This window comes from Desulfovibrio sp., from assembly GCF_035644575.1.
Lineage (GTDB): Bacteria > Desulfobacterota > Desulfovibrionia > Desulfovibrionales > Desulfovibrionaceae > Desulfovibrio.
Genome location: NZ_DASQOG010000123.1, coordinates 20,625 through 47,476, shown reverse-complemented (window position 1 = coordinate 47,476; position 26,852 = coordinate 20,625). Strand labels below are relative to the sequence as shown.

At 54.4% G+C, this 26,852-nt stretch carries 25 protein-coding genes; 11 read left to right on the top strand and 14 right to left on the bottom strand.

Annotation, left to right across the window (positions count from 1 at the left end):
- From VEZ52_RS07150 to VEZ52_RS07135, 4 genes are all read right to left on the bottom strand, one after another.
- On the bottom strand, positions 1-392 hold a 392-nt coding region (locus tag VEZ52_RS07150; protein ID WP_324836214.1), incomplete at its 3' end, for a BRO-N domain-containing protein.
- Between the two features lie 2 nt (positions 393-394).
- The gene (locus tag VEZ52_RS07145) at positions 395-604 is read right to left on the bottom strand and encodes a helix-turn-helix domain-containing protein (protein ID WP_324836213.1); all 210 of its coding nucleotides are present in this window, start codon (positions 602-604) and stop codon (positions 395-397) included.
- 129 nt (positions 605-733) lie between these two features.
- Entirely contained in the window at positions 734-1,819 is a 1,086-nt protein-coding gene (locus VEZ52_RS07140; protein ID WP_324836212.1) for a hypothetical protein, read from the bottom strand.
- Between the two features lie 115 nt (positions 1,820-1,934).
- A complete protein-coding gene (locus VEZ52_RS07135) occupies positions 1,935-3,152 on the bottom strand; it encodes a tyrosine-type recombinase/integrase (protein WP_324836211.1) in 1,218 nt (405 codons plus the stop codon).
- Positions 3,153-3,589: 437 nt separating this feature from the next.
- Between VEZ52_RS07135 and VEZ52_RS07130 the strand changes: the two genes are divergently transcribed.
- Entirely contained in the window at positions 3,590-4,048 is a 459-nt protein-coding gene (locus tag VEZ52_RS07130; protein ID WP_324836210.1) for a hypothetical protein, read from the top strand.
- Positions 4,049-4,372: 324 nt separating this feature from the next.
- On the opposite strand, the gene VEZ52_RS07125 is transcribed toward VEZ52_RS07130, so the two are convergent.
- On the bottom strand, positions 4,373-4,537 hold the full coding sequence (locus VEZ52_RS07125; RefSeq protein WP_324836209.1) for a chaperone protein: 165 nt from the start codon (positions 4,535-4,537) through the stop codon (positions 4,373-4,375).
- Between the two features lie 309 nt (positions 4,538-4,846).
- Between VEZ52_RS07125 and VEZ52_RS07120 the strand changes: the two genes are divergently transcribed.
- The 3 genes from VEZ52_RS07120 to VEZ52_RS07110 are packed head-to-tail and all read left to right on the top strand — an operon-like array spanning position 4,847 to position 7,000.
- A complete protein-coding gene (locus tag VEZ52_RS07120; RefSeq protein WP_324836208.1) occupies positions 4,847-5,416 on the top strand; it encodes an FmdE family protein in 570 nt (189 codons plus the stop codon).
- On the top strand, positions 5,409-6,182 hold the full coding sequence (locus tag VEZ52_RS07115; RefSeq protein WP_324836207.1) for a DUF364 domain-containing protein: 774 nt from the start codon (positions 5,409-5,411) through the stop codon (positions 6,180-6,182). Before VEZ52_RS07120 ends, VEZ52_RS07115 begins: the two co-directional genes overlap by 8 nt.
- Entirely contained in the window at positions 6,179-7,000 is an 822-nt protein-coding gene (locus tag VEZ52_RS07110; protein ID WP_324836206.1) for a class I SAM-dependent methyltransferase, read from the top strand. The genes VEZ52_RS07115 and VEZ52_RS07110 overlap by 4 nt, the downstream gene beginning before the upstream one ends.
- A 35-nt stretch (positions 7,001-7,035) precedes the next feature.
- Here the strand turns inward: VEZ52_RS07110 and VEZ52_RS07105 are convergent, their stop codons facing one another.
- Genes VEZ52_RS07105 through VEZ52_RS07085 form a run of 5 tightly spaced genes read right to left on the bottom strand, consistent with a single transcriptional unit; the run spans position 7,036 to position 12,964 of the window.
- Entirely contained in the window at positions 7,036-8,070 is a 1,035-nt protein-coding gene (locus VEZ52_RS07105; RefSeq protein ID WP_324836205.1) for an energy transducer TonB, read from the bottom strand.
- A complete protein-coding gene (locus VEZ52_RS07100; protein ID WP_324836204.1) occupies positions 8,067-8,825 on the bottom strand; it encodes an ABC transporter ATP-binding protein in 759 nt (252 codons plus the stop codon). Before VEZ52_RS07100 ends, VEZ52_RS07105 begins: the two co-directional genes overlap by 4 nt.
- On the bottom strand, positions 8,818-9,831 hold the full coding sequence (locus tag VEZ52_RS07095) for an iron ABC transporter permease (protein ID WP_324836203.1): 1,014 nt from the start codon (positions 9,829-9,831) through the stop codon (positions 8,818-8,820). Before VEZ52_RS07095 ends, VEZ52_RS07100 begins: the two co-directional genes overlap by 8 nt.
- Positions 9,818-10,855, bottom strand: a complete 1,038-nt coding sequence (locus tag VEZ52_RS07090) for an ABC transporter substrate-binding protein (RefSeq protein ID WP_324836202.1) — start codon at positions 10,853-10,855, stop codon at positions 9,818-9,820. The genes VEZ52_RS07095 and VEZ52_RS07090 overlap by 14 nt, the downstream gene beginning before the upstream one ends.
- Positions 10,856-10,912: 57 nt before the next feature.
- Positions 10,913-12,964, bottom strand: a complete 2,052-nt coding sequence (locus tag VEZ52_RS07085) for a TonB-dependent receptor (RefSeq protein ID WP_324836201.1) — start codon at positions 12,962-12,964, stop codon at positions 10,913-10,915.
- Between VEZ52_RS07085 and VEZ52_RS07080 the strand changes: the two genes are divergently transcribed.
- Both VEZ52_RS07080 and VEZ52_RS07075 read left to right on the top strand, forming a co-directional pair.
- On the top strand, positions 12,945-13,322 hold the full coding sequence (locus tag VEZ52_RS07080) for a hypothetical protein (protein ID WP_324836200.1): 378 nt from the start codon (positions 12,945-12,947) through the stop codon (positions 13,320-13,322). The two genes, VEZ52_RS07085 and VEZ52_RS07080, sit on opposite strands and share 20 nt — an antisense overlap.
- Before the next feature lie 540 nt (positions 13,323-13,862).
- The gene (locus VEZ52_RS07075; protein WP_324836199.1) at positions 13,863-14,291 is read left to right on the top strand and encodes a DUF302 domain-containing protein; all 429 of its coding nucleotides are present in this window, start codon (positions 13,863-13,865) and stop codon (positions 14,289-14,291) included.
- Positions 14,292-14,378: 87 nt separating this feature from the next.
- Here the strand turns inward: VEZ52_RS07075 and VEZ52_RS07070 are convergent, their stop codons facing one another.
- From VEZ52_RS07070 to VEZ52_RS07060, 3 genes are all read right to left on the bottom strand, one after another.
- Entirely contained in the window at positions 14,379-14,858 is a 480-nt protein-coding gene (locus tag VEZ52_RS07070) for a cupin domain-containing protein (RefSeq protein WP_324836198.1), read from the bottom strand.
- 85 nt (positions 14,859-14,943) lie between these two features.
- A complete protein-coding gene (locus VEZ52_RS07065; protein ID WP_324836197.1) occupies positions 14,944-17,748 on the bottom strand; it encodes an ATP-binding protein in 2,805 nt (934 codons plus the stop codon).
- A gap of 448 nt (positions 17,749-18,196) precedes the next feature.
- A complete protein-coding gene (locus VEZ52_RS07060; RefSeq protein WP_324836196.1) occupies positions 18,197-18,865 on the bottom strand; it encodes a Crp/Fnr family transcriptional regulator in 669 nt (222 codons plus the stop codon).
- 296 nt (positions 18,866-19,161) lie between these two features.
- Here VEZ52_RS07060 and VEZ52_RS07055 point away from each other — a divergent pair, with 296 nt between their 5' ends.
- A complete protein-coding gene (locus VEZ52_RS07055; RefSeq protein WP_324836195.1) occupies positions 19,162-20,610 on the top strand; it encodes an aryl-sulfate sulfotransferase in 1,449 nt (482 codons plus the stop codon).
- A gap of 328 nt (positions 20,611-20,938) precedes the next feature.
- Here VEZ52_RS07055 and VEZ52_RS07050 read toward each other — a convergent pair whose 3' ends face one another.
- Positions 20,939-22,471 (bottom strand): outer membrane homotrimeric porin, encoded by a 1,533-nt coding sequence (locus tag VEZ52_RS07050; protein WP_324836194.1) that lies wholly within the window; start codon positions 22,469-22,471, stop codon positions 20,939-20,941.
- A gap of 329 nt (positions 22,472-22,800) precedes the next feature.
- Between VEZ52_RS07050 and VEZ52_RS07045 the strand changes: the two genes are divergently transcribed.
- From VEZ52_RS07045 to gcvH, 4 genes are all read left to right on the top strand, one after another.
- The gene (locus VEZ52_RS07045) at positions 22,801-24,135 is read left to right on the top strand and encodes an MFS transporter (protein WP_324836193.1); all 1,335 of its coding nucleotides are present in this window, start codon (positions 22,801-22,803) and stop codon (positions 24,133-24,135) included.
- Between the two features lie 62 nt (positions 24,136-24,197).
- Positions 24,198-25,019: a hypothetical protein gene (locus VEZ52_RS07040; protein ID WP_324836192.1), complete on the top strand. Its 822-nt coding sequence runs from the start codon at positions 24,198-24,200 to the stop codon at positions 25,017-25,019.
- Positions 25,020-25,027: 8 nt separating this feature from the next.
- Positions 25,028-26,401: a dihydrolipoyl dehydrogenase family protein gene (locus VEZ52_RS07035; protein WP_324836191.1), complete on the top strand. Its 1,374-nt coding sequence runs from the start codon at positions 25,028-25,030 to the stop codon at positions 26,399-26,401.
- Between the two features lie 25 nt (positions 26,402-26,426).
- A complete protein-coding gene (gene gcvH, locus VEZ52_RS07030) occupies positions 26,427-26,807 on the top strand; it encodes a glycine cleavage system protein GcvH (RefSeq protein WP_324836190.1) in 381 nt (126 codons plus the stop codon).
- Positions 26,808-26,852: the final 45 nt, after the last annotated feature.

The window sequence follows — 26,852 nt, the reverse complement described above, 5'->3', positions numbered from 1 at the left end:
GCTGTCAGAATCTTGATCGTGGTGTCGGGGTCGCCAAGCATGGCCTCAATGGCCTGAGGCGTTGCGTAGATGCCATGGCGACGGATGGAAGGCAGGACTTCACCGGCAAGCCATTTTTGGAAGGGCAACGCCCCCGGCTTGTCGCTGCGGCCAAGGAAGAAATACAAGCCCGGCTCGGCCACCATGAGCAATTCTTGCGTTCCACCATGGGTCGCAATCGGATTGCTACCCTTCCATTCTGCCGGGACTGCCTGAAAAACGGTCGCCATATTTGTGCTTGTGTAGCCCAAGGCATGAGCGACATCCTTCGCAGCAAACCACGGCTGCCCGCCGCGCTCGATAGCCCGAACACTGCCAAAGGCTTCATGCTCAAAAATTTTGAGGGCATTCATGGCTACGCCTCCCCGGCCTGCTGCCAGTTTACCTTGTTCGCTTCAAGGTAACGGTCGAGGTCGTGAAGGTCGTAAACAATACGGCGGCCAATGCGGCTGAAAGGAATCTTGAGGAGGCCATAAACGCGGTCTTTCTCCAGGAGGCTTTCCGAACAATTGATGTACTTCGCTGCCTGGATGGTGTCGCACCAGCGACTTTGTTGAGCTTGCATGTCATTTCTCCTTTAAGGTCTAGCGGGTTACATTTCCGTCAGAGCCAGAAGAACACGGTGCAAGCACATAAAAAACAAAAAGCCCCTTTCGGGGCATTTGTTGTTTTTGTATTTTGTTTTGCTATTTGGTTATTGTTTGATTTTACATATTTTTTCGCCTCGACCAAGCTTGTGTTGGCCAAGGTTTTTTCGTGCCCATTTTTTACATTCTTCTTGATGAAATAAGCCACCTACTCCTTGTGCCTTCATTGAAACCATCACCAGATTGCAGAACTCGTCCAATGCAATTTTCCCGTTAGAATCAGTGTGCCTTTGAATGTCACGAAATACGTTTTGAGCTGCAATCATTGTGGGTTCACTGCGAGTGGTATCCTTATTACTGCCGCCTGGTTTTGGCCTGGGTGGGGTACTAATGTCTTCCTGTAACAAAACAGGCATAGCCGAGCATGAGGTTTCAGTCTGTTCAAGGGGCATAGGCCCGTCATATCCGGCATCCTGTAATTCTTGTTTTGCTATTTCTATTAAAAAGTCGTCTGGCTGGTTGGCAGCTTTTGCAAGCTTATAGTGCAGCAGCGGCATTTTTTGCATTATCTCTGGTGGAACAAGCGGATCGTCGCCTTCTGAGAATGGTAAACGGCAGCCTAGAAGCGAAATTGATTTAGTTGTTCCGTGTTCATCCGTATGCCGGTACACAATCGGACGTTTTTTGGGTTTACCCTTAATTCTTAATTCTACGAACTCCATCTCGCAATCACGACCAATTTCATGATGAATAGGAAGTGAATATAATTGTTCTCTTAACCACGAAATAACTTTTGACCTGCAATGTTCATATATATAACTATTGGGGTGTGCCGCGCAAGGTTTAATCTGTCTAGCGTGGCTTATGCGCTTGCCAGTGCTTAAATCTATACTATTATTATGAGCCTTAAAATCTATCACACCTTCTTCACAATAGTGAGTTACGCTTTCAACTGACCCATCTTCATTTTTAATAAACATTTTTTTGTTGGGTATAACTTGCAAGCAAAGCTCTAATTCGATCAAACTAATCTGGGGTTCTTTAAGCAGGTATTCTCCGTTTTCATTCCTTGGGCAGAGTTCACCCTTCACAACAAGATCATAAAGATGCTCGGCATCAATATTCATTTGAATTTCATAGTCATAGCCCTTTAAGGCCGTTCCATTTAAATAAAGCTGTGGCAGGCTATCCATGTTCCCATACCTCTGCTTGTTGGGGCCCCTGTTGCTATGCCCCACGGCAGGGCGGCAGAGGTTCCGCCTTTTCGGCCCGGTTAATTACTCCGCGCCTATCCGTGGGAAATTCGTTCTATTCGGCCTTTTTGAATGGCAGGACTTTGCCCCCGCTGAAATCCTTCTGTATCTGCGCTGCGGTTTCCGCTGCGGCAAGGGCTACGGGATTATCTGCAAGGTGGGCATAGCGTGCTGTTGTGGCTGCCTGGGTATGCCCAAGGATAGCCCCAATAACGGGCAGGCTTTTACCAGAGCATGCGGCATAACTGGCGTAGGCATGGCGTAAATCGTGGATACGCCAGCCAGCGAGCCGGGCAGTATCAAGAAGCCGCCGCCATGTATCCTTGACGTTCACAATATGGCCCGTTCCCCTTCTGCCGGGGAAGCAGTATTCATTAACGTGGGGAAGTGAGGCCAGCACGGCCAGCGCAGGCGGGGGAAGGTGGAGAGCCTTTGCCCCTGTCTTTGAGTCGGGAAGATTGGCTATACCCCTGTCAGGGTCGATATAGGCCCATTTGAGGGTGAGTATTTCCATGCACCGTGCGCCAGTGAAAAGAATTACCTTGAGGGCGGCGGCTATTGTGGGGTCAAAGGCTGTTACCTTGCCCGTTTCCGTGTCTGTATAGCCTTGGGTTTCCATGACGCGAAAGGCATTGCCCAACGCTTCCAGTTCTTCCCGCCCCATGAAGGCTTTCCGCTTCTGCTCCTCATACTTTTCAAGCCCGGCAACAGGGTTGCTTCCACGATCTCTATACCCGTTTTTCTCGCACCAGCCGAAGAACTTTGAGAGCATGGCGGCGCATCTGTTCGCCTGATAGGGCTTTTCACGCATGGCATGGTGAATGGCGGCAATATGCTTATGCACAACGGCTGTAACCTTGAGCCGTCCAATGGCAGGAATTGCATGGTCGTTTGCAATTTGACGGTAAGTGCGCAGGGTGTTCGGCTTTAGCTTCGCCCCGTGCTGCTCTAGAAACAATTCTAAGGCTTCGTGAACATTGGGTGCGGCTTTGCCTTCTTTTACCTGCTCGGCTGGGTCTTCCCCTAACGCGACCTGCGCTGCCTTTTGCTTGGCGATCTCACGGGCCTGCTCAACTGTCATGGTGGGGAATGCCCCCAGGCGCAGCCGCTTGAGCGGAGCCGCACGCCCCTTCCCCGCACGGTAGACAAAGTAGAAAGACCTTTCACCAGAAACACCCACGCGCACCACAAAGCCCTTTAGGTCATCGTCTCGGACTTCGTAACGCGTGCCGTTGGCCTGTAGCCCTTCTATGGCTCGTTTGGTTAATTTCATGGGCGCGGCTCCTGTGGCCAAATTGGCGTAAACCCTTCTGGGTAACACAGGGGTAACACGCCATAGGCAAAATATGGATACTCAAAGCAACCAGATACAACTATAAATACCCGTATTTACAACGTCAAGCAATCTGATGAAACTTGGTAAAAATTTAACCTGACCATTCGTAATCAGCAGGTCAAGAGTTCAAGTCTCTTAGCTGGCTCCATAGAATTTAGCCCTCACGGTGAAAACCGCGAGGGCTTTTTTTGTTGGAGCTTCAAAGGGAATTACATGGCCCCCACTAACACGGTTCCTCGATCCCTGCTAACTGCACAAGCTAGAAGACTCATCCATAAGGGCAATATGTCATTTTGCCTCGGTGCACAGCTTGCCTTATAGGATATCATGCTTAATTTCTAGCACAGTGCGAACAAAAACATGGAGGTAAGACTATGCCAATGGGAACAAGTGACATCGAGGTTGGTATCGTGAACAGTTTTATTGGTAGGGAGATCAAAGAAAATATGCCGCCGATAATAGAACTTCAGCGGAACTATGGAGCACAAAATACTTTAGCAGATGCAAGTCGCCCCTTTGTTTGTATTGGTCATCAGGATGGCATCAGTCAATGGGCTGTAATAACAACAACCCAAAGGGCTGAACGGCTCCTGATAGACGTCTCATGGCGAACTTGGCAAGATGGAAATGACCACCACAGGCCCAATGTCAACTGGCTCACAGCCTCTCAATATATAAATGGGGCCGTCTTTCAAGGCCCTGATGAAATTTGGGCACGGCTGGCTCGAGACAACAACACCAGTGGTCATTTTAAAATCATTAATGAGGAAGGAATACGCCGAATCCGTGAACATCTCTGTCCGCAGCTAGCAGAAACCAATCCAATATTTTAGACTACAAATTTTCTTAATAATTAGTATGTTGTAGTTTTCCTAGGTCACTTCAGGCTCTCTTTTTGGCATTTGCTACACTTGGTCAGACAAAATAAAAACGGATTGAGAGCATTACCGTAATATATTTAACCTAATAAATGCGGTCCGGCTCCGATGCCTGCGGGGCGTTAATTTTTGCATTCGATTGATACTCCCCCCCCCAAAAAAAAATGATCGGCTTTCCCCGTAAAGGAGAAAGCCGATCATTTGTATCATCCTGATTTCTGTCTGCCGTGCAGGTTTGATCAGGAGGCAAGTTATGTTCGTTAATGGGGCCGCTCGGTGCTAGTCGCAAACGCCTTCATGTTCGGGGCCTTCGGGAACAGTGCAGGCTTGCTGCTTTTTGCCTGTTCCGTTGCACTCAAAACACTTTGTTCCAGCATCGTCTTTTCCGTTGCCCTGACAAGCCGGGCAGGTGGTGTAGTCATCAACTCTCGCATTCTGGGCCATAATGAGTCCCCCTTTCTGGAGTTATGCTATAAATTATTACTAGCACTCCGGTGTCAAGGGCACAAGCGACAGTTCCAGCCCCGGACATCGCAGCGTTGGCGCGCATGTCAGCGACCGCACGCATACTTCCCAGTTGCCCTGCCCCCGCCCCTCCGCCTACCCTCCTCCACCCGCCGATGCAGCCCGCATTATTGCTACCGCACAATGTTCACGCTTTTATTGAAACAGCTACCAGCATGACAACCAACGTACAGGCATATAATAAAATGTGCACATTTAAACATACAAACACTCTTACACATAAAAACCATGCAAGATATAAAACCTTACCTTGAAAAGGCCGAACAGTATCACGGTCACATTTGCAGCGGGCAGATTCTGGGCATCCGCATGACCCTGATGGCGCTGAAAGCGCTTGGCATGTCGCCGCATGACGATATGCGCGATCTGGTCATTTTTCTGGAGACTGACCGCTGCGTTGCAGATGCTTCTTACGTGGTCACCGGCGTGACCGTGGGCCGCAGGCGGGTCAAGATGTACAGCTACGGCAAAACAGCCATGTCCTTTCTGGATTTGAAAACCGGCAAGGCCGTGCGGGTCAGCGTCATCACCTCCGACAGACCGCCCCATCATGCGGACAAAGCCGCCCAGCTGGCCTTTTGGGAAGGCTACGCCGACAACGACATTTTTTCCTGCCAGCCTGTAAACATAGCCATGCCCGAGGGCGAACTGCCCGGCCCACCCGCGCGCATCGCAACCTGTTGCGTCTGCGGCGAAGATGTACTGGATTGCAAGGAAGTTGTGCAGAACGGCAAAACATACTGCCAGGCATGCCTCAACGGCGCATATTACAGCCCGCTTGGGGGCAGCAATGCATAACCGCTGGCATTTGTATGACGAACTGATTGATTCCGTTCCGTCAACGGAGCTGGTCAAATCATTTGTTTACGGCGATCACTGGCTGATGGTGGAATCAGACGCCGGGGGCGTGGGCATGGCCCAGCATTTCCCGACTATGCCGGGCGTGCAGGATACCGCCCTCTCTCAATACGAAATCGAAGGCCAGCCCTTGCGCAAGGTGGCCGAACGCCTCAAATCGTGGGATTTCAATCAGGCCTCCATTGGTCTTGCGGCCCTGAATGCCGCTAACAACACCTTGGCCCTGCGGCCAGAAAGCCCCATCCAGCACGGCATAAACCGCATGCCCGGAGATGCCTTCAAATTTTTTCTTGCAGAAGCTACAGGCAAAAAGGTCGCGGTGATCGGGCATTTTCCCGGTTTGCGCATGCTGCGCCAGCACTGCGACATGTGCATTCTTGAGCGTAATCCGCAGCCCGGCGACCTGCCCGATGCCGCTGCGGAATATATTCTGCCGGAGCAGGATATTGTTTTTGTCACGGGCACAACATTCATCAACAAAACCATCACCCGCCTGTTGGAGCTGACCCATAAGGCCAAGGTTTTCATGGTCGGGCCAAGTACGCCCATGCATCCATTGCTGTTCCGGCATGGTTTTGCTTCGCTTTCCGGCCTGGTGGTGGAAAATGCCGCAGGCGTGGCCCGCGCCCTGAAAGATAATGACTGCGAGGCCATTTTTGCCAGCGGGGGCCTCAAGGTAAATTTGCTGCCCGGCGGTGCCCAGTGAATATTGAATCTTTTGAGAAGCTTTGGGTCGATTACCAGCCAGACCGCAAGGATGCGCTGGATTTCTGGAACAAGCGCGCCCCCTCGTTCAACAAACGCATTCGCCGCAAAACTGCGGACGAACACCGCCAGCGCCTGATGGAACATCTTGCGCGCAAGGCTGGCCTTGACCGCAACAGCGCGGTGCTGGATATCGGCTGCGGCCCCGGCGCGCAAAGCCTTGAAATGGCCCCGCTGGTGGGCCGGGTGGAGGGCTTTGACCTTGCGCCCGGCATGATTGATCTGGCAAAGGCCAATGCCGTTGAAGACAACTGCCCCAACGCCAGCTTTCGCGTTCTGGACTGGCAGGCGGCAGACATCGACAGCATGGGCTGGCGCAAAGAATTCGATCTGGTTCTGGCATCGCGCACGCCAGCCATCAACAACCGCGCAACGCTGGAAAAAATGATTGCCGCCTCCAGCCGCGCCTGCTGCATGATCACGCATGTGGAAATGCGCCATTCCGTCAGGGATCAGCTCAAGAGCCTGCTCGACTGGGATGAACAGAAGGCCCGCATTGCCCGCAGTTTCTTCTGCGCATTCAACATGCTGTTTCTGATGGGTTTTTATCCTGAGGTGGAATACTTTGACCGGGCATGGGAAAGCGAAACGACCTTTGAAGATGCAGAGCTGATGCACCTCAATTATTTCAGCAGTATGATGACAATTTCTGACAGCCTGAAAGCCGAAATGCGCAAAAAGCTGGCAAGTCTGTGCCGCAACGGGATTATTCAGGAAAAGGTGGAGTCAAAGCTGGCCGTCATGTTCTGGAAAATATAGCTCGCAACGCCCGGCCCCACAGGCTGGGCTTTCTGCTATTTGAGGCTGAACTGAATGGGAACAACCACGCGGGCGGGCTGCGGCGGCGGCGCAAAGGGCGATGCCCGGTGCACGGCTTCCAGCGCCGATTCGTCCAGCGAATCAAAACCGCTGCTGGTGCGCAGCTCCACATTTTGCGCCGAGCCGTCTCTGTTTATGGTAAAGGCCACATACACAAGCCCCTGAATGCCCATGCGCTTGGCTTGCGGGCTGTATTCCAGATATTTGCGGATGCGCTTTTTGATGTATTCGTAATTGCCCTTAAGGTAACCTCCGGCATCCCCCTGCCCATCGCTGGCGGCTCCGTTGCCCTGACCGCTGCTGCCGCTGCCGCGCCCCGGCCCTGTTCCTTCAGCTGATGCCAGCCCCTGCCCTTGCAGTTTGCTCTGGCTTGCGCTGCCGCCAGCGCCCGACTCTGCGCCAGAAGTAGCTACAGGCTGTTTCAGCTCTGCAACTCCGACGGCCACATTGCTACTTACCTGCTCCCGATGCTGAACATTCTGTTCCTTGCGGGGCGTGGCTTTTGTATTTTTTTCAACCTTGGCGGGCTGCGGCTTTTCCTTGGGCGAAGTGTCGGCTGTTTTTTTTGCCGCCTTTTTTTCGGCAAGCCGAGGTATGGCAAGGGGTGACTGGGAATCCGCCACGGTGGGTTCGGCTGATTTTTCCTGCTTTTGAGGTGTTGGGCTTGTCTTTTCTTGGGCTACTGTCGTCTCTGCGGCAGGAGACGCCGCCTCTGCCTGCGATGCCGCGTCCTGCTCTGGCTGGGCGCTGCCGCCGCCAGCACTGGCTGGTTCTCCGGCTATGCCGGAGCCGGGTTCGCCGTAAGTCAAGGTAATCATCACCCCGTCAAAGTCGCCATTGCCCGCTGGCTGCAACAGACTGCCCAAAAACCATATCATCCCCAGCACGGCAAGGTGCGCCGCAAAAGAAGCCGCAAAAAACCACGGCCCTCTGTCATGCGGCTTTGCGGGCGGTTCCTCAAGATAGGGAGCGGCAAAAATCTGCCTGTCGGCTGCTGGCTCCATGCTCATGGCGCATCCGATTCTGTAAGGTGCATCCAGCGCTGGGCCCTGGAGGGCAGATTGTACAGCTCCTTGATCTGAGGCACGGTAACAGTGGTGGAAACAGGGCCGTCCGCAACCACATGCCCCGCCTTGAGCAGGATGGCCCGCCCGCCCAGATACACCGCCTGTTCTGGATGGTGGGTGGTCAGCATGATCGCTGGCCCGGAGCCGGAAAGCTCGCCAATCAGCTCCAGCAGATGAAACTGGTTGCCGTAATCCAGGCCGGTGACAGGCTCATCCATTACCAGGGCCGAGCACCCCTGGCACAAAGCCCGCGCAATAAGCACAAGCTGCCTTTGCCCGCCGGACAACTCCAGGTAGGATTTGCGCGCGCAACCTGCCATGCGCACCTGCTCCAGAGCGTTCATGGCCTTGCCAACATCCTCGGCGGAAAACCTGAGCCAGGGGCTGCGGGCTGTGCGCCCCATGAGCACCACATCAAGAACCTGATAGGCAAAAACACCCGTATGCATCTGGGGCACATAGGCCAGTGTGCGCGCAATCTCTGCGCGCGATATTTCTTCCTGCGGGCGGCCTTCCAGAAAAATGCTGCCGGGCGGCACGGGCAAAAATCCCAAAATGGCCCGGAGCAGCGTTGTTTTTCCGCAACCGTTGGGGCCAAGCACGTTCACCACTTCTCCCCGGCCCACGCGCAGAGAAACCTGCTGTAGCACTGGCGGGGCATCAAAATAGCCAAGGGTGAGGTCACGCACTTCAATCATAGCGTCTCTTCCAGTCGTACCACAGGCTAAAGGCAAACAGCGGCAACAGGATGATCGAGGTGGCGATGCCCAGCGGCAGTTCCACCGTCCAGATCGTGCGGATGAAGGCATCCGTCAACAGAATAAAAAGCGCGCCGCCCAAGGCTGAATTCAGCAGGCCAAGGCGATTGTCCGGCCCGCAGATAAAGCGCATCACGTGCGGAATGACAAGGCCAACCCAGTTGATGACGCCCGCCATGACAACAGTCAGCGAACACGCCAGCGTGGCAGCCGCAATAAGTTGCATCTTCATGCGCGTACTGTTCACGCCCAGGGCCATGGCCTCGTCATCGCCCATGGAAAGCGCGTTGACGACCTTGCCGTTAAGGCAGATGAAGGCCAGCGCGCAGAGCATGAGCGGCCCCCCCCATACAAGGTGGCGCGGCTCTGTGCGCGAAAGCGAACCCATGAGCCAGAAAACAATTTCGGGCAACTGCCTGTTGGGGTCCGCCACGTACTGCACAAGCGAGGTCAGGGCCACAAAAAAGGAGCTGCTGACCATGCCGCCGATGAGCAGGGCAAGAAAACGCGCCTTTGGGTAGAGCATGGAAAAAAACAGGGCAAGGCCCACGCCCAGCGCGCCGCCAATAAAGGCAAGCACCTGCGTGGCTGCCATGGATGAAAAAGCCAGAATGCCCACGGCCCCGCCAAAGGCCGCCCCGTGCTGCACCCCCAGAATACCAGGCGACACCAGCGGATTCTGAAACATGGCCTGATACACGCTGCCAGATACCGCAAGGCTTGCGCCCACCAGCAGAGCCGTGACAATGCGCGGCAGCCGCAGATTAAAGAACAGAAACAGCACCTGCTTTTGATCCGGGCTGAGAGCGTTTCCAGACCATGCGTCGGCAAGCGCGCGGCAGAGCGCGCCCATGTCCAGAGGATAGCGCCCCATATGCAGCGAAAACAGCACTGCGGCAACCAGCATCCCCCCCAGACAGAGCAAAATTTTTTCAGAACGTGCCATAAGGTTCAAAAAGCTCGTTTATCTGCGCATCGTTCAGATCCAGATTAAAAAACAGTTTCATGAATCGGCGGCTCTCAGCCTTGATATCCGCAGGGTACAGGTCAGGATGCAGCAGATTTGCCAGCCATTGCACGCCCATAAGCCGCATATAGGTTGCGGGGCGCTCAATCCAGCTGAAGGGGCCGCGCGGTATAAAATACACCTTGCCTGCCTGCACCGCAGGCAAGGCCGACCATTGGGGGTCTGTACGTATGCGGCGCATAAGGTTGGGATGGAATACCAGCACCACATCCGGATTGTAGGCCATGACCTGTTCAAACGTGACCTTGAGCTGGGCGTTCTCCATGCCGGGCGGGCACATATGCACACTGTCCGCGCCTGCGGCTTCAAGCACCTCTGAACGCACGGAATCCTTGCAAACCGAAGCAAGCCCGTTGGCCTCCAGCGCTACGTATACGCGCGTGCGCTGTTCTGAGGGCAGATTTTTCATGGCCGCCGCCACCCGGTTCAGCGTTGCGTCAGCATACGCCGCGAGGCTCTGCCCGCGTTGTTCGCGATTATACAGCTGCCCCATTGTCAGAAAGCAGGCCGCCATATCCTTCATACTGCCGCCAGGGGCGGTGGATACCTGCATGCCAAGGCTGCTGAGCGTCTGCTCTATAGACAAGTGGTCGTGCATGCTCATGGAAAGGTAAAAGGCCTTCTTGATGCCGCTTGCCAGCAGCATTTCCCTGTCAGGAATAAATCCCTGCCCATACCAGCCGCCCAGGATGGGCAGATCGTGATACTGGGGGGGAATAAATTTTTTTTCATAATCCCGCAGAGGGGTGTTCCAGGCTGCAAGCAGCTCCGGCGCAAATGCGTAGAGCGTGAAGGCTGAGGGCGGCGTGGGGCAATAGACGCTTCTGGCGTCGCCGCTGGCGGCAGGCGGCGTGCCCTCTGCCGCGCGTGCGCCGCCGGAGCAGGGCAAAAAGGCCGCAAGCGCAAGCGCTGCCAGAAACAGAAATGTACGGCGAATCTTCATGATGTTGCCCCAAGTGGAGCCGCCCGCGGGCGGCCCCACCCGATTAAGATTGAGGTATTAGAAGGTTGCGGTAACACCCATGAAGAAGCTGCGGCCAGGCTCCGGATAATAGGCGCTGTACGCATATTCCTGATCAAACATGTTCTTCACGCCCGCTTCCACGGAAAAGTTCTTGTTGATATCGTAAACGGCCTTGAGGTCCACGGTGGTGAAGCCGGGGGCCTTGCGGTAATACGTATCGTAAGGAGCACTGTTCCAGTAAAAGCCGCTGCTCATGTTGACCTGCGGAATGATTGAGAATCCTTCCACAGGCGTAATGACGCTGTACAGGGTGCTTGTAAGCTCGGGCAACTGGGTAAGCTTGTCGTCGTTTGTGCAGTTGTTCCAGTGCATGTAGTTGAACACCGCCCCCACGCTCACATACTGGTTGAACACAGCTTCCGCGCCAAGTTCGTAACCGTAGAAGGTGGCCCGGTTCAGGTTGGAGAACGACATGTTGCCAGAAGTACCCTGCGAGGTGATCAGATCGGTCACATCGCTGTAGTACACGCTGCTGTTGAGCTTGAGCCAGTCGCCAAAAATACCCTTGTAGCCCAGTTCGTAATGATAGGCCTGTTCGGGGCGCAAATCGGGATTGGCCGGAGTGCCGTTCGTGCGCATGTAGCGCTCGCGCATGGTGGCAAAACGCGATTTTTTGGCAAAGGTGGCGAACACTTCATGGTGTTCCGTCAGATCATAGAAGGCCCCGACCTGATAGTTGAACAAAGTCTTGGGGTCGCTCAGCCCGTCCTTATAGGAGTTCATGGCACCCGTGGTATGATCGCGGCTTTCAAGGGTCTGCGGAACCATGGTGCTGAGGCTGCTGCCGAAGACCAGGGTGAGTTTGTCCACGGGCTTAAGGGTGTATTCCGCGCCCAGATCGGTGTAGGTTTCCGTGATGTGCTCATCCAGCTGGGAGCCCACATCCGCGGCCTTTTTCTTGAGCTTAGATGAAGGCTTCACGCCTGTGTCGTCAAACACGCTGTAGTCATTGTATTCTTTGTGTGACAGAAGGCGATAACCAGCGGAAAGGGCGATCTTGTTGGCGGGGTTGAAGGTATAGTCAAACGTCAACTGGCCGCCGGTGGTGAACTGGTCATACGTCTTGTCTGCGGAGTCCCGCTTGGTCATGGACACATCGGTATAGCTTTTCGCGGTGTCCTGATGCCAGTCGTAATAGGCAACAGCCTTCAGGTGCGCCTTGCTGCTGAGGTTGAAATTACCATTGGCGTACACGCGGCTAGTTTCGTATTCCGGCCATTCCCAAAAGCGTTTGTAAGGATACGTGTTTGAGTCGCCCGTGCGGGTCTGGGCGGCATCAAAGGGCTGGCCCTTCTGAAAATGCTGCCGCGTGTAGCCCACCATGACATCCACATCATCATTGGGCGTCCAGCCGCCAATGATGTTGCCAGAGAGGGTCTGATTGTCCGAGTTGCGGGCGCGGCTGCCCGGCTGATAGGGCGCGGAGTCAAAACTGGCAGGGTAGGTGAAAAAATTCTGGTTGTTGAATATGAACGTTCCCTTGAGGTAGTAGAGATCCTGCTTGGTTCCCACGCTTGCCGCAGCCATTTGACCCTGATTCTGCACGTTGCGGTCAAAAAAATTCATGTACTTGGCGGTGGCTTCAAACTCTTTTTTGGGTTTTGCCGTGCGCAGGTTCACTGCACCCGCAAGGTTGTTGTTGCTGATCAGCAAGGGCGAACTGTAGCCCTTGGAGACTTCGATGGATTCAAGGCCATAGGTCAGGATGTTGTTGGCATCCCATTCGTTGCGATACGCGGTTGCAACAGGGATATCGTCAATATACAGGCCCACCTGATAGCGGTTTGAGCCACGAATGCTGATGGTTCCCTCATTGCGGCCTGCGGAAGTTTGCAGGTTCACGCCTTCCACGCCTCGCAGGGCTTCCCAAAGGTTTCTGGCGGTTTTCCGCTCTATGTCCACCTGGGTGATATGGTCGATGGTATCCTTGGAAGCTGCCATTTCCAGAGGAGAAAGTTGAACTTCGCCATTGCCTTCATTACCGGCGGATGCAGCACATGGGCTGCCTATGATCCCCAATAAAGCCATTACCGCCGCATGCCTTTGCCACTGTTTCATTACGCCTCCAGATTTGAATCGTCTTCCCTGCCCTCTTCCTGTCAACTATGTAAAAATGCTTCTGATAATTAATATTTTATTGTGTAAACAACCGATTGGGCGGGGGCAACGGTGGCACGATATATTGGGAACCGTGATTATTGGTGAAGCTTTGGCAAGCGATCTCCTTATATTTCATGCGGCAACAGGCAATTCACTGAACTTGCTGTTTAAAAAGCAGAAAGATCGCACGGCCCCTCAGCCTTCCGGAATAGACGCTGGTTTCAATACATTCTGGATGAGGAAAAAAAGGAGAAAAGTTCTGGCAACCGCGCAAAATGGGGATTGATGCTGCGGCTTTTCTGCATCTGGAGGAGAGTCGATTGCACCCGCCGCAATACGGGGGAGAGGGGCAGGATAATTTTAATATTACAAATCAATAGATTAATTAATATGCATAGCTTAATTTATCTGTTTACAACAAATCTTTGACGGCCTCTCTGCCAAGGGATATGTTTTATCAATGAATAAAGACAACCTTCCCGTGATTCGGCCCTGTATAAAATGCGGCAACTACCCCAAGCTTCAAACATCCAGACCTGAGGGCAGAACCCACGATATCTTCCGCCTCTACTGCGACTGCGGGAATTGCCCCTTGCAGTGGTCAGTCAGCGAATCCGCCGCCATCCGGCTCTGGAATTCCTACGTAGCATCCTGAGCATGCCTGCCCTCCCCGTCTTTTCTTATTGACCACGCCCTGCGGCACGCGATGCTGCCCCCCCCTGGGGCACATCACCCGGCAGCCCTTCTGGTCGCCTTGACCGGATGGGCAATGCTGGTGCCCCTGTGCGCGGAAATAATAAACCTGTCACCACAAACAGGAGTAGTTATGAACACCCCTGATAATGGCTTGCAGCGAGTACTGGCAGCCCCTCAAGATGACCTTGAAACTGTCTGGAAGCGGTTGCTGAGCGCCATCGAGAGTGCAAAAATTCCTGTTTTTTCCATCATAGATCACAAACAGAATGCCGTGGAGGCAGGCCTTGATATGGCTGGCGCGCGCGTGATTACCTTTGGCAACCCGGCTGTTGGCACAGCCCTCATGCTTGAAGCCCCGGAGGCGGCCCTTGATCTGCCCCTGCGCATTCTGGCGGTGGAAACTCCACAGGGGATTTGCCTGCTCTGGAATGATCCCGCTTGGATTGCGAGCCGCCACGGAATTGTTAAAAACGCGGATGTTGCGCAAAAAATACAGAAATTGATGGAACGGCTCACCCGTGAAGCGGCTCACCATCAGGCTGAGGCTGGAAACCAGTAGAAAATTGCTGTGGCAAACAGGCCATACAAAAAGGCGGGCCGGAAAGATCCCGGCTCGCCTCGCAAGTCTTTGCTCCAAAGAAAGGTGCTATTTTGCGCTGACTGACAACTCCTGCCCAGTCACCCCGCAGTAGACAAGCAAGAGCTCCACGCCCTCATCGCCCGTATAGCCATAATGCGGCTTATTGACCATCTCCGCCAGAAAGTCCCCCTGCTTCAACTGCCGCTCCAGACCGTCCACCTCGCTTTTTACTGTCAGCGCGCCCGCATGCACATAGGCAATATTCGGCATTGGATGCGTGTGGCTGCCCAGACGCGAATTGGGGGGAATCACAATTTTTACAATCTTGATGTCCGCATTCCCGGCCGGGTATGAACCATAGGGTGTTCCATCCCAGGAATGTTCGGCTTCAAACAGCACCGTCTTGGTCACTGCGGTGGCAGGAGCCACAGCGGCAACAGCCTGCCCCGCCTCAAACAGCACCGCGTCTCTGCCGCCCGCCCAGAAACCCGCAGCAAAAATGGCAATGCCTGCGGCCATCGCGAGGGCGTAATTCTTTTTGAACATGTACTTCTCCTGCATGGCGCCGTTTCATAAAAATAGGGGAATATATCCAGATATTTTAGCCTATACACGTACTCACGTGCCAGCATCAACCTGTATTTTGCCCCCGCCGCAGCCAGCGCAAAATGGTTGCAAACATTTGATCCGGCTCCACCGGCTTGGCAATAAAATCATTCATTCCCGCTGCAAAGCAGCGGTCGCGATCTTCATTAAATGCATTGGCCGTCATGGCAATGATGGGCAGGTGCTGCGCGGACGGCATCTTTCTAAGCTCGCGTGTCGCCTCCAGACCGTCCATATTGGGCATCTGCATATCCATCAACACCAGGGCATAGTAGCCGGGGCTGGTTTGGCGCACCTTGGCGAGGGCTTCCAGCCCGTCACGCGCAACCTCTACTTCAAGCAGGGCCTCTGCCAGTGTTTCTGTTGCAACAATCATATTTATTTCATTATCTTCCACAAGCAAAATACGGCTGCCTGCAAAATTTACTGAAATTTCCTTGCAGGCATCCTTGATCAGCTCCCTGGCCTTAACAAGGCTGGCGTCTTCAACCTTGTCAAAAACCGCCGTAAACCAAAAGGTACTGCCCTGGCCCAGTGTACTATGGGCCCCCGCCTGCCCGCCCATGAGTTCAGCCAGTTTTCTGGTAATGGCCAAACCAAGTCCCGTGCCGCCAAAGCGCTTGGACATGGAAGAATCAGCCTGCTCAAAGGGAGCAAACAGGTTTGGCAGTTGCACCTCGGCAAAGCCTATGCCGGTATCTGTCACCTCAAAGCGTAGCCTCACGTGCGATTCCATTTCCGCGTCCATCAGGGTGCGGATGGTAACACTGCCCGAGGGGGTGAACTTGATGGCATTGCTCACCAGATTGAGCAGGGCCTGCGTAACACGCAGGGCATCGCCCTTGAGCGTGCAGGGCACAGGATCAGACTCCACGTGCAGTTGTATGCCCTTGGCAGAAGCGTTTTCTGCCATGATTGACACCACATTGTTGGAGATAGCCCTTATATCCATCGGTTCGGCAACAATAACCAGCTTGCCGGCTTCAATCTTTGAAAAATCAAGGATGTCATTGATAAGGCGGAGAAGGTGCCTGCCTGACGCCTGAACGCGCTCAAGCTTTTCCGTTGTATCCTTATCCTGCGTTCTTTTCCGCAAAAGGTGGGCAAGCCCGATTATGGCGTTCAGCGGTGTGCGGATTTCGTGGCTCATGCTCGCCAGAAAGACGCTCTTGGCGGCATTGGCAGCTTCGGCCTGCTCGCGGGACTGCTCCATCTGGGCCATTGCCAGACGTTCATTTGTGATGTCGTCAATAACAGACACTATTCCCTTAGAGGGGTCAGCCGGATCAACCGCCGTGCCTGTCATGCGCGCCCAAAAGCGGGTTCCATCGCGGCGCACCAGTTCTTCTTCCCTGCAATAGGTTTCACCGTTCCATATCCGCGCGTAAGAGATTTTGCCCGCATCAAGGTACGACTCGTTGTCTATATACCATGTTCTCACGGGTTTGCCGACCATCTCGCCCTCAGGCCAGCCAAACATTTCGTGCATTCTGCGGTTGCCGCGAATGATTTTACGGTCGGCAATCAGCGCTATGCCGGAGCTGGCGCAGTCGTAAATGGTCTGCAACACCGCCGTGCGCGCGGCAAGCTCGGCAGAGCGACTGGCAACCTGCTCCTCCAGTTGGTCATTCAGTGCGGCAGTGGCCTGCTCCGCCCTTTTGCGTTTTTGATTCTGTATTGCCAGAGCAATAGACAAGGCAGACAACATGGCAATGGCCGCCGCTGCGGCAATTACCGAATTGCGGTATTCGCTCCAGATGGTTCGCGGCCGGTTTAATACTATGGCATCTGGTGGCAACTTGGTGGTGTCGGCACCCCAACGCAGCAACTGCACCCAGTTAAACATTGGCTGCGACGGCACTGTGGCATCTGTATTGTCGGCATCAATATTGCGGATTCCGGCCAGGAACTCAAAGCCGACCTTACCAACTTGCCGCCCAACCTCTGTGGTCATTACAACAGCCCCCCCTAAAGCACCTTGAAGGACATGCGCATCATAGAGGGCCAGCACTGGCGCGTTTGCCAGCCTGGCGACATCAGCGGCCACTTCTGCGGGAACAAAACTGTGCCCGGTGCTGTCTTTGTAATAGGCTCCAAGCAAGACAAGGGTATTTGGGGGCAATGACGAAATCCGCTCCAGCATTTCCGCATAGGACAATGCCGCAGTATCCTCCAGCACGATATTTTCTGGCAATGCGGCCAGGGCCGAAACCACCTGAGTATGGAAAAAGGACTGCTTTTTGTATGCTCCGGCAACTACAACCAGCTGCCGCGTTTGCGGAAAAAGATCGAGTCCGTAGTGGAGCGTTCCGGCAATGTCCCAGCGGCTGCCCACATACAAAACAGAGTGCGGGCGGCCGCGCCACGATACCGCAGGATTGGATATCTGGGTTGCCAGCACAGGCACATCAAGCGGCACCATGCCAGCGCACTCATACGCAAAAAATTCCAGCGCAGTCTGGTTTTGCACTACCACCAGCCCAATGTCTGCCTGAGCAATCTTTTCCTGCAATACGGATGCAAGCCTGGAGCGCCAATAGGTGCTGTCGTTGCGTACAAGGTCGAGCATTTCAACATAGATATCGTTGAAACTCAGGCCTTTTTCCCTGAGGATTTCAACGGTTCCGGCAGCCATGTTGTCTGTAACAGGGAGGCCGTATTGCGACCCGGAAAGGATGAGAACGGCCTTGTGCTCTGCGGTTTTCGGCTTGTCCGTTTGCATTCCCGGCTGTAAGCCCTGCGCCTTGGCCGTGGCTGCGTTTGCCGTGAGGGTAGAAAAACCTGTATCAGAAGCCAGTAACAGGGCGCATCCGATGATAACCAGACACATTGCAACAATGCGCTGGATAGATGGACGATGAAAACTGCTTTTCTGCAGTTTCACAATGGGTAGCAGTGATTGCATCTATTCACCCCTGCGTCGCAAGCCCAGTTATAAAAAACGAGGAATCTGCGTAAGGGTGCCTGCCGTGCGCGCTGCGCACCTCGTGGCATCTGATTACATCTTGTATTTTACAATAGATGCATCCAAAGGCGAAGTCCAGCTACTACAGGTTGTGCAATTCGTATGAAGAAACGGTTTAGCCTGACATTATAGCATGTTAATTTGTTTAATTTTTCAATAATTGTGAATAGTTCAGATGTTGCAGGTATTCAAACACCGACGACACACCTACACATGCTACTATTTTTTATTATTATTTTATATTGTGCTACACAAAAAATAGTAGCATGCAAACAATACTAAAATACACGCAAAAGGCAGCGAAACAATCCATCTACATATGAGCTTCTTTGTAAAACTCGTCCGGCTTGAGAATAAAGATTTCATCGCTGTTTTTGTCAAAAGAAAACAGGCCCCGCTCCTGTGCCTGCCGCATCACCTTGTATAGGGTGATGCGGTGCATGCCGAGCAGATCAGCCATGTCACGGTAAGAAATATCGCGTTTAGCCCGCAGCGGTTCCGAGCTTGGCACAATCCGTGAAGCCAAAAACTTACAAATGCGTGTAAGGTGCGATTCCATACATAATGAAACAGCATTTTTTGACAACAGTGTAACTTTTACACTGTAGCTTTTGCAAAGATTAAAAAATAGTTCAGGATTTTCCATACCCAAACGATGTACATCGTCTCTGGTAAATGTGCAGATATAGCAGTCTTCTGCGCAATCGTGAAAAAAACGCACCTCGCCTTGCCCGGAGGGTACGCTCTTATCCCCGTCCATAAACATTGGTGTTTCATTAAAGCATGAGCCATCGCCAAGGTACCAGAGCGTTTTTTCACTTCCATCAGGGGCCAGAGCCATAAGGCGAACCCTGCCACTCACCAGAAAGTACATTTCTGGCTGATTGTCATAGAATTTATACCCCTTACGAAACAGACGCGGCTTTGTGAGCGCCACGCTTCGCCAACACTCATTTTGTCTGAGCAATTCAGTAAATGACACGTTAGCCCCCTGGGAAGTGATGAACTCTAGGCAGAAAGCGAAATTCCGGCCTCTATCATGTCAGCGTTCCACATGCTGTTTTGGAGCCTACAGTACCCTTTTTGTGAATTATGTTGCAAGGACAACGTTTTGACCATTTATCTTGTGGCAGCATTCCAGCGTACACGGTCAAAGGCCTCAGGCCAGTGACCAGCCATCGTGAGACTTTCACTTCGGCATTGCGTGTTGTTGCACTGCTTGCCGGAAAGCCTTCAACGGTTCAATGTAAGCACATTCAGCCCACCGAGGAGGTTGTCATGGGACACCCGACTATCTATCCCACAGGCGTAACGGTCTATAATCCGGAAAAAGCCTGGAGTGGATTCACCATCATTCAGGCACCGGACAACGGCGCTTTGCTTCTTGGCATGAACGGTCATGAAATCCGCATGTGGAAGGACGTTCACGGCTTTCCCAACAAGATGTTCCCCGGCGGCATGCTCATGGGCAGCACCGGCACCCGCCACCCCAAGCACGGCCTTCAGGATCAGCTTGATCTTGTGCAGATCGACTGGGACGGAAACATCGTGTGGAAGTTCGACCGCGCCGAATTTGTCGAAGATCCCGGCCAGAAGGCGCAGTGGATGGCGCGTCAGCACCACGATTTTCAGCGCGAAGGCAGCTCCACGGGTTACTATGCCCCCGGCCAGGAACCAAAAATAGATTCCGGCAACACCCTTGTGCTTTGCCACAAAAATACTGTGCAGCCCTACATCAGCGACAAACCGCTGGTTGACGATGTTATCTACGAAGTCACTTGGGACGGCGACATCGTGTGGGAATGGAACTGCTCTGACCATGCTGAAGAAATGGGCTTCACCGAGGCCGCGCTCAACGCCATGTGCCGCGACCCCAACTACCGTGGCGGCACCCTCATGGAAGACGCCCCCGGCGTGGGCGACTGGATGCACGTCAACTCCATGTCCACCCTTGGCCCCAACAAATGGTTTGAGGCTGGCGACGCCCGCTTCCACCCCGACAACATCATCATTGATGGACGGGAAACCAATATTATTCTCATCCTGGACAAAAAAACCGGCAAGATTGTCTGGCAGCTTGGCCCTGACTATGACCGCAGCCCCGAAGACAAGGCCATCGGCTGGATCATTGGTCAGCACCACGCGCACATGATCCCCCGTGGTTTGCCCGGTGAAGGCAATATTCTGGTATACGACAACGGCGGCTGGGGCGGCTACGGCAACCCCAATCCCGGCGCGCCCAAGGGCGTCAAGGCGGCCCAGCGCGACTACTCTCGCGTGCTGGAAATAGACCCCGTGGCCCGCAAGATTGTGTGGCAGTATACGCCGCATGAAGCAGGCTTCCTCGTGCCACTGGATGCCAGCCGTTTTTACAGCCCCTTCATCAGCTCGGCCCAGCGCCTGCCCAACGGCAACACGCTTATTTGCGAAGGTTCCGACGGCCGCGTTTTTGAAGTGACGGCAGAACACGAAATCGTGTGGGAATACATCTGCCCCTACAAGGGCCACATCAGCCTGCCCATGAACTGGGTGTACCGCGCCTATCGCCTGCCCTACTCCTGGGTGCCGCAAGCTGACGTGCCGGAAGAAAAAGCCATTGAACCTCTGGAAGTCAAAACCTTCCGCGTACCCGGCGCGGCCCCGTTTGGGCCCATGTCTGAAGTCAAGGTTGAAGGCACCATCGGCTACTACAGCGGCGCAGGACACTGCGTGGCCGCTACAGAATAGAAAACTGTCCGCCATACCTTCCTTGCAGGGGCTCCGTCTTCGGACGGGGCCTCTGCTTTTTTGGCAGCCCCGCCTCCGCATAAAGTTGTTGCTCTTGCGGTACAGGAAAAAAGCTTCTACCAGCCGGAAGACGCCGCTCCAGATGGATCATTGATACTGGCAATTCTGCACCCCCATCTCACTTCAGGCAGGAAGCGGCCCGCAAGGGTACAGGGCAGGCTAAAATTTAAGGAAGCCCCCCGCAACACGTCTCCACTACCCAATTTTCGCCATAGAAAAGGCGGGAGAGCAAGCTCCCCCGCCGCATCAGCCCAAGGGCAGCAAAAAATCAGAACTGATAACGGAAGGTCAGCGAAACCCGCCAGTTATCCCGATACTGCGAGTCTTCGACTCCACGCCACGTGCTGCCGTCAAGATGCAGGTTCACGTAGGCGGCTTCAACATTCATCAGCAGGTTGTCGTAAATCTTGTAGGTATTGGACACGCTGCCTTCCCAGGCATGGTCGGTGGTGGTGAGGTAGGCCATGGGGCCGTCGGCCCTGCTGGGATAGCTCGTCATATTGGCCTTACGGGGCATTTCCGCACTGTTGGTGCCATGAAAATACGCGAGCTTGAAGGTGTGGGTAAGGTCATCAATAAAGCTGACATCCTTGATGGTGCCCACAACGCCAGCCAGACCGCCGGGGTTGTGCCCGAGAACCTTCCATGTGTTGAGATCAAAGAAGCCGCCGCCAAAGCCCAAGGGCGTGACCGGCCAGGGGGAGTTGAACACAGGCAGACGTTCCGAACCGTTATAGGGGTTGCTGTCGTCGCCGCTGCCGTACCAGGCGGTTACGCCGGGGGTACCCCAGGTACACTTGTAGTCCACACGCAGGGCGGCATACCAGCCCTGGCGCACGAGATCAAAGGTCTTGGCCTCGCGGGTGGAGCTGAACTGAGTGTAATCTTTCAGCTCGCCCATATCCACGCGGCCATAGGTAAACTCCGCCGCGATATCAAAAGGCTCGAAAGCCGTGATGTCAGAGGTCAGGCCGCCCCAGAAGCCATTGCCCCAGGTATTGTTTGCGTTGCGATACTTTTTTTCAAACGTGCTGACATAGTTGCCGCCGCTGCCAAGCACAGGCATAAGTCCGCCGCGCGGGGCGTAAATGGCAGGTTCGCGCTGATCGGTATTGTTGTTGATGCCGCGCAGGCTGTTCTCGCCAATGAGGCCGTACATGCCCCAGGGGGTTATTTTCATGCCGTTGCCGGTGATCGGCAAGGTCAGCGCCAACAAATCAAGGTTATCAAGGTAGTTTTTCTGCGTCTGTCCGTTTTGCGTAATTTCCGAATTGTCGTTGTACGGCCGCGCCCAGAAGCCAGTCAGCCCCATCTTGTAATCGCCGCTGCTCACCAGAGGAGAACTGACGGTCACCCCGGTGGAATACTGGCCGTACACTGCGCTCCAGCCTGTCACATAACCGGGCAGAAGCTGCGGCTGCATACCCATACGCACTTTTACATCTGTCTTGGGCACGAGCCAGTCAATGTACGCATGCCGGACGCCAAGATTTTTAGTGCTGTCCGCGCCAAGAGATGCGCCGTCGCCGGATTTGCCCCAGTTCATGGTGCCGGTGCCTACGGTGAACATCAGGCTGCCGGACACGTTTTCGCTGGCAATGGCGTCGATCTGCGTGCGCAGGCGCTCAATTGCCCCAAAGGTGTCGCTCCCTTTAATTCCGCGCGGCATGACGTTTGATGCTTCAAAGCTTACATCAAATGCTCCCTTGACCTTGAAATCAACCGCCTTGGCCGCTTCCGGCGCAAGCAGCAAGCCCCCGGCAAGCAACACTCCCAGTACGTTGTTGCGAACAGCTTTCATCATTCCTCCTGTGCAAGTTGGTGCAACCATACAGAAACCTCTTCCAGTAATGCTCTGTAATGGCGCTTTCCGAAGGCCTGCACCGTTGCCGGAACAACGTTTTTTGAAAAAAGTTTGTTTTTTCACAATCAATAGACATCATCTCTCAAAAACAAGTCAACATACTAATTTAAAATAATATTTTTATAAATGTGAAAAAAATATTCAGAAAAGGTTGCCGCAACAACGTCCCAGCACCACTGCTAGCCTAGGTTTTTGAACCAACGTGGCAGTGGATGATTTTTTTCACAAAAAATGCAAAATGGCAGACAATGAAAAGGAGAGGCGCAATGCAGGATTCGCCGCGCATCAGCAATAACTACTTTGACGGCCTTGCTGTTACAGGACGCCACAAGGCTGTGTTCTTTATCATTATGGTCGCATACTTTTGCGAACAGATGGATAACTGGAATTTCGGCTTTATTGCCCCGGCGCTGATGCACAACTGGGGGCTGACCATGAAGGACATCGGAACCGTGACCTTCTGGTATTTTGCCTCCATGACCCTCGGCGGATTTGTCGGCGGATTTATCTCGGACATCATCGGGCGGCGCAAAACCTTTCTCATTGCCATCACGCTGTTTTCCACAGCCTCCATCATCAATGGCCTCACGGACAGCTTCCACGTATTTGTGGCATCACGCGCCCTGACAGGTTTTGGCGTGTTCTGCCTCATGGTGTGTTCGCAAGCCTATATCGCAGAAATGGCCCCGGCCGAGAGCCGTGGCAAATGGCAAAACATGATCGCGGGCGTTGGTTTTTGCGCCGTGCCGGTCGTTGGCATGCTCTGCCGCCTGATTATTCCCCTGCACGAAGAAGCCTGGCGCTACATTTTCTATATGGGCGGCGTTGGCTACATCGCTCTTATCATCGCCTGGCGCTACCTGGATGAATCGCCCCGCTGGCTGGTGGCCCGTGGGCGCATTGCTGAGGCGGAAGCTGTGATGAAAGACCTTACCGGCAAGGACATTGACCTTGCCGATGCGGCCAGCAAATGCCTGACCAGCAAGCCCCCGCTCAAGGAAGTGCTGCTTGGCATGTGCAGTTCCAAGTATCTCAAGCGCACCATTGTCATTTTTCTGTTGGTGGTTTGCACCAACCCGGCAACCTTTGTGGTCACCAACTGGACTGCCACCCTGCTCAAGGCTCACGGCTTCCCCCTTGAAGACACCCTTATGGCCACCACGCTCATTTCCATTGGCGTACCGCTCGGGCTGTTTGCCTCCAGTGCTTTTACCGACAAGGGCGGACGCAAGATTCCCATTGTCATCATGCTGCTTGTGATGGCCGTGCTGGCCCCCATCTTCGGCAATGTGAGTCAGTACTGGATGGTGGTCATCATCGGCGCGGTGCTTACAGCCTTTGTGATGGGCGTGGGCTTCACCGTGTTTTCCTACACGGCGGAATCCTACCCCACCCACCTGCGCAACACCGCCACGGGCTTCCACTCCTCGATTGGTCGTCTGGCCGTTGCTTTCTCACAACCTCTCATTCCTGTTGTCTATGCAGCATACAGCTTTGACGGAGTGTTTTATATTTTCAGCATGCTGTGCATCATCCCCGCCATTATCGTTGGCGTTTGGGGTGCGCGCACGGGTGGCAAGTCGCTCGAAGACATTGCCTAACCTCCGGCTAAAACAGGAATTTACGCATCTGCATCCACGGTTTTTTGTAACAGGAGGCTCACATGGGCATAACCCTTTATACCGCGCCGGACTGCATCCGCTGCAAGATCGTCAAAGCCTTTCTTGCCGAACGCGTGCTGGCATACGACACCATAGATTTCAAGGCTGACGCGCAAGAATTCAACACGTTCTACCGCACAAACCGCAAGGCCATTTACCGCAATCCTGAAGGGGTTGAATTTCCCCTCTTCGCCGATGGCGAGGTCATCAAGCAGGGTTCCGGCGAGATCATTGCCTACCTGCTCTCGGGGCACACGCTGGAGGCCTGCGTAACCCGTAGCGACATGCTCCACGGCAAAATTGCGGGGCTTTACCCTTCGCAATGCCCTGCCGGGCAGGAAGATAATTTTGAGGTTCTTGTTGAGCGGCTGGCTGCTGGCGGCTTGCAGGTATGGTTGCAGACCGATGGCCGCAAGCCGGAACTGCTGGAAAAGCTGCTGAAGATCAAGGATGTGCACGCAGTCTGCAATCTTGTGGGCGGCCCTGAGGCAAGCACAAAAATTTTTGGCGGCGCTCCCAGCAAGGACGAACTGGCAAAAACCATAGCCCTTGTGCAGGCCACGCCCGATGGCGCCGTGCGCTTTCTGGCCATGCCGCTGCCCGCTGGCGATGGCTGGGACTGGCCCAAGAGGGAAGATGCCGCAGCGGCGGCAAAACTGGTGGCCGAAGCATGCGGCCAACCCACTCTGCCCTACAGCATCACCCCCATCACGGCGGATATGGTGTGGGACATGCGCGGGCTTGAACCCCTGCCGGAGCAGAACCTGCTCATGTACCGCTCCGCCTCGCGCCAGCACCTGTTCAAGGCAGACATCGTTAAATAGGGGGCGTCATGCAATCTTTTGATATTGTTATTCTAGGCGGCGGCCCGGGTGGAACCACGGCAGCGCGTATTCTTGCCCAGGCAGGCAAAAGCGTTGCCCTGGTGGAAAAAACGCACCTTGGCGGCACCTGCCTGAACTACGGCTGCATCCCCACCAAGATGCTGCTCGGCGCTGTGGCCCCGCTGGCCCTCCTGCATGCCCAGCAACGAACCCGCGTAGCCAAGGGCGAAATTGCCGTGGACTTTGCAGCGCTCCAAACGCGCGTGAGCCGCTTCACCTCGGGGACGAGCAAAACACTTGGCAAAAGCCTTGCCAGAGTGGGCGTGACGATCTTCACCGGGCGCGGCGAAGGCATTGCACCGGGCACTGTGCGCGTTCATGCCGAAGATGGCACTACAGATCTGACTGCACAGCATATTATTCTGGCCTGCGGGTCATCTTCCGCAGCCTTTCCCGGTCTGACGCCCGATCACGACTGCGTGCTGGACAGCACCGATCTGCTGGGCATTGAATCTGTTCCTGAAAGCCTTGTCATCATTGGCGCTGGAGCCATCGGCCTTGAACTGGGTGACTTTTTCTCGGCCATGGGCAGCAAGGTAACAATAGTGGAGGCTGCGCCCCACATCGCGCCTCTGGAAGATATCGATGTCGCAACCGAATTACGCCGGGCACTGCAAAAAAACGGCGTAACCTGTCACGAAGGCGCACGGGCCAAAGATTTACGCACTGTTGACGGACAGGCGCAGCTCACCCTTGAAGACGGCACGGTCATCAGCGCAGCCAAAGCCCTGGTGGCCGTTGGCCGCACACCCAACACCGCCGGGCTGAACGCCCAGCAATGGGGCTGCAATCTTAACAAGCGCGGCTATGTTGAGACAAACGCCTTTCTTGAAGCCGCCCCTAACGTCTATGCCGTGGGTGACGTCAACGGCCTTGTGCTGCTGGCCCACGCTGCGGAACATCAAGCTGTGTACGTGGCGGAACGCATCCTTGGCGAAAGCGCCGAAGAATATCAGTCCGGCCCGGTGCCCTCATGCGTTTACGGGGCAATGGAAGTCATGCGCGTCGGCCAGACGGCGGAGGCCCTCCTGCGCGAAGGCAAAAACGTGGAAGTCTCCCAGGCGGCCCTGTCCCTGAATCCCATTGCGCAGGCAAGCGGCGGCACCGCCGGATTTGTCAAAACAGTCTGGAGCGATGGCAAAATTGCAGGCATTGCCGCTGTTGGCGCGGGAGTTTCGCACCTTGTGATGGTGGCCCTGCTGCTGATCAAGGAAGGCTATACGGCGCAAAACCTGCACAAAGTCATGTTTGCCCATCCCACGCTGGATGAAATTGTGTCCATGTCCATTATGGCGCCCAGAGTGCGCGTGGAATCCAACTGACCCGGCTACCGCCAAGGAGAATACCGTGAACTTTCCTCACGACAGAAAATACCATGCGGAACATTTGTGGGCGCAAAGCCAGCCTGACGGCACCTGCCTTATCGGCATTACCGACTTTGCCCAGGATCAACTGGGCGGGGTGATCTTTGTTGATCTGCCCGCTGTGGGTGCAAGCTTCCGGCAGGGGGAATCCTGCGCTTCCATTGAATCCGTCAAGGTTACCAGCGAGGCCATCATGCCCGTCTCCGGCCAGGTCACGGCCATTAATGAAGCCCTCGCAGACGCACCGGAACTGCTCAACGACGATCCCTACAATCAGGGATGGCTGGTAAAGGTGCAACCCACGGCCCCTGATGAAGGCGGATGCATTACAGCCGAGGAATACGCTCAGACTGTTGCAAGCTGACATGACCCATTGTTAAACTCCCCCAGCAATAGCCCCGAAGAATTG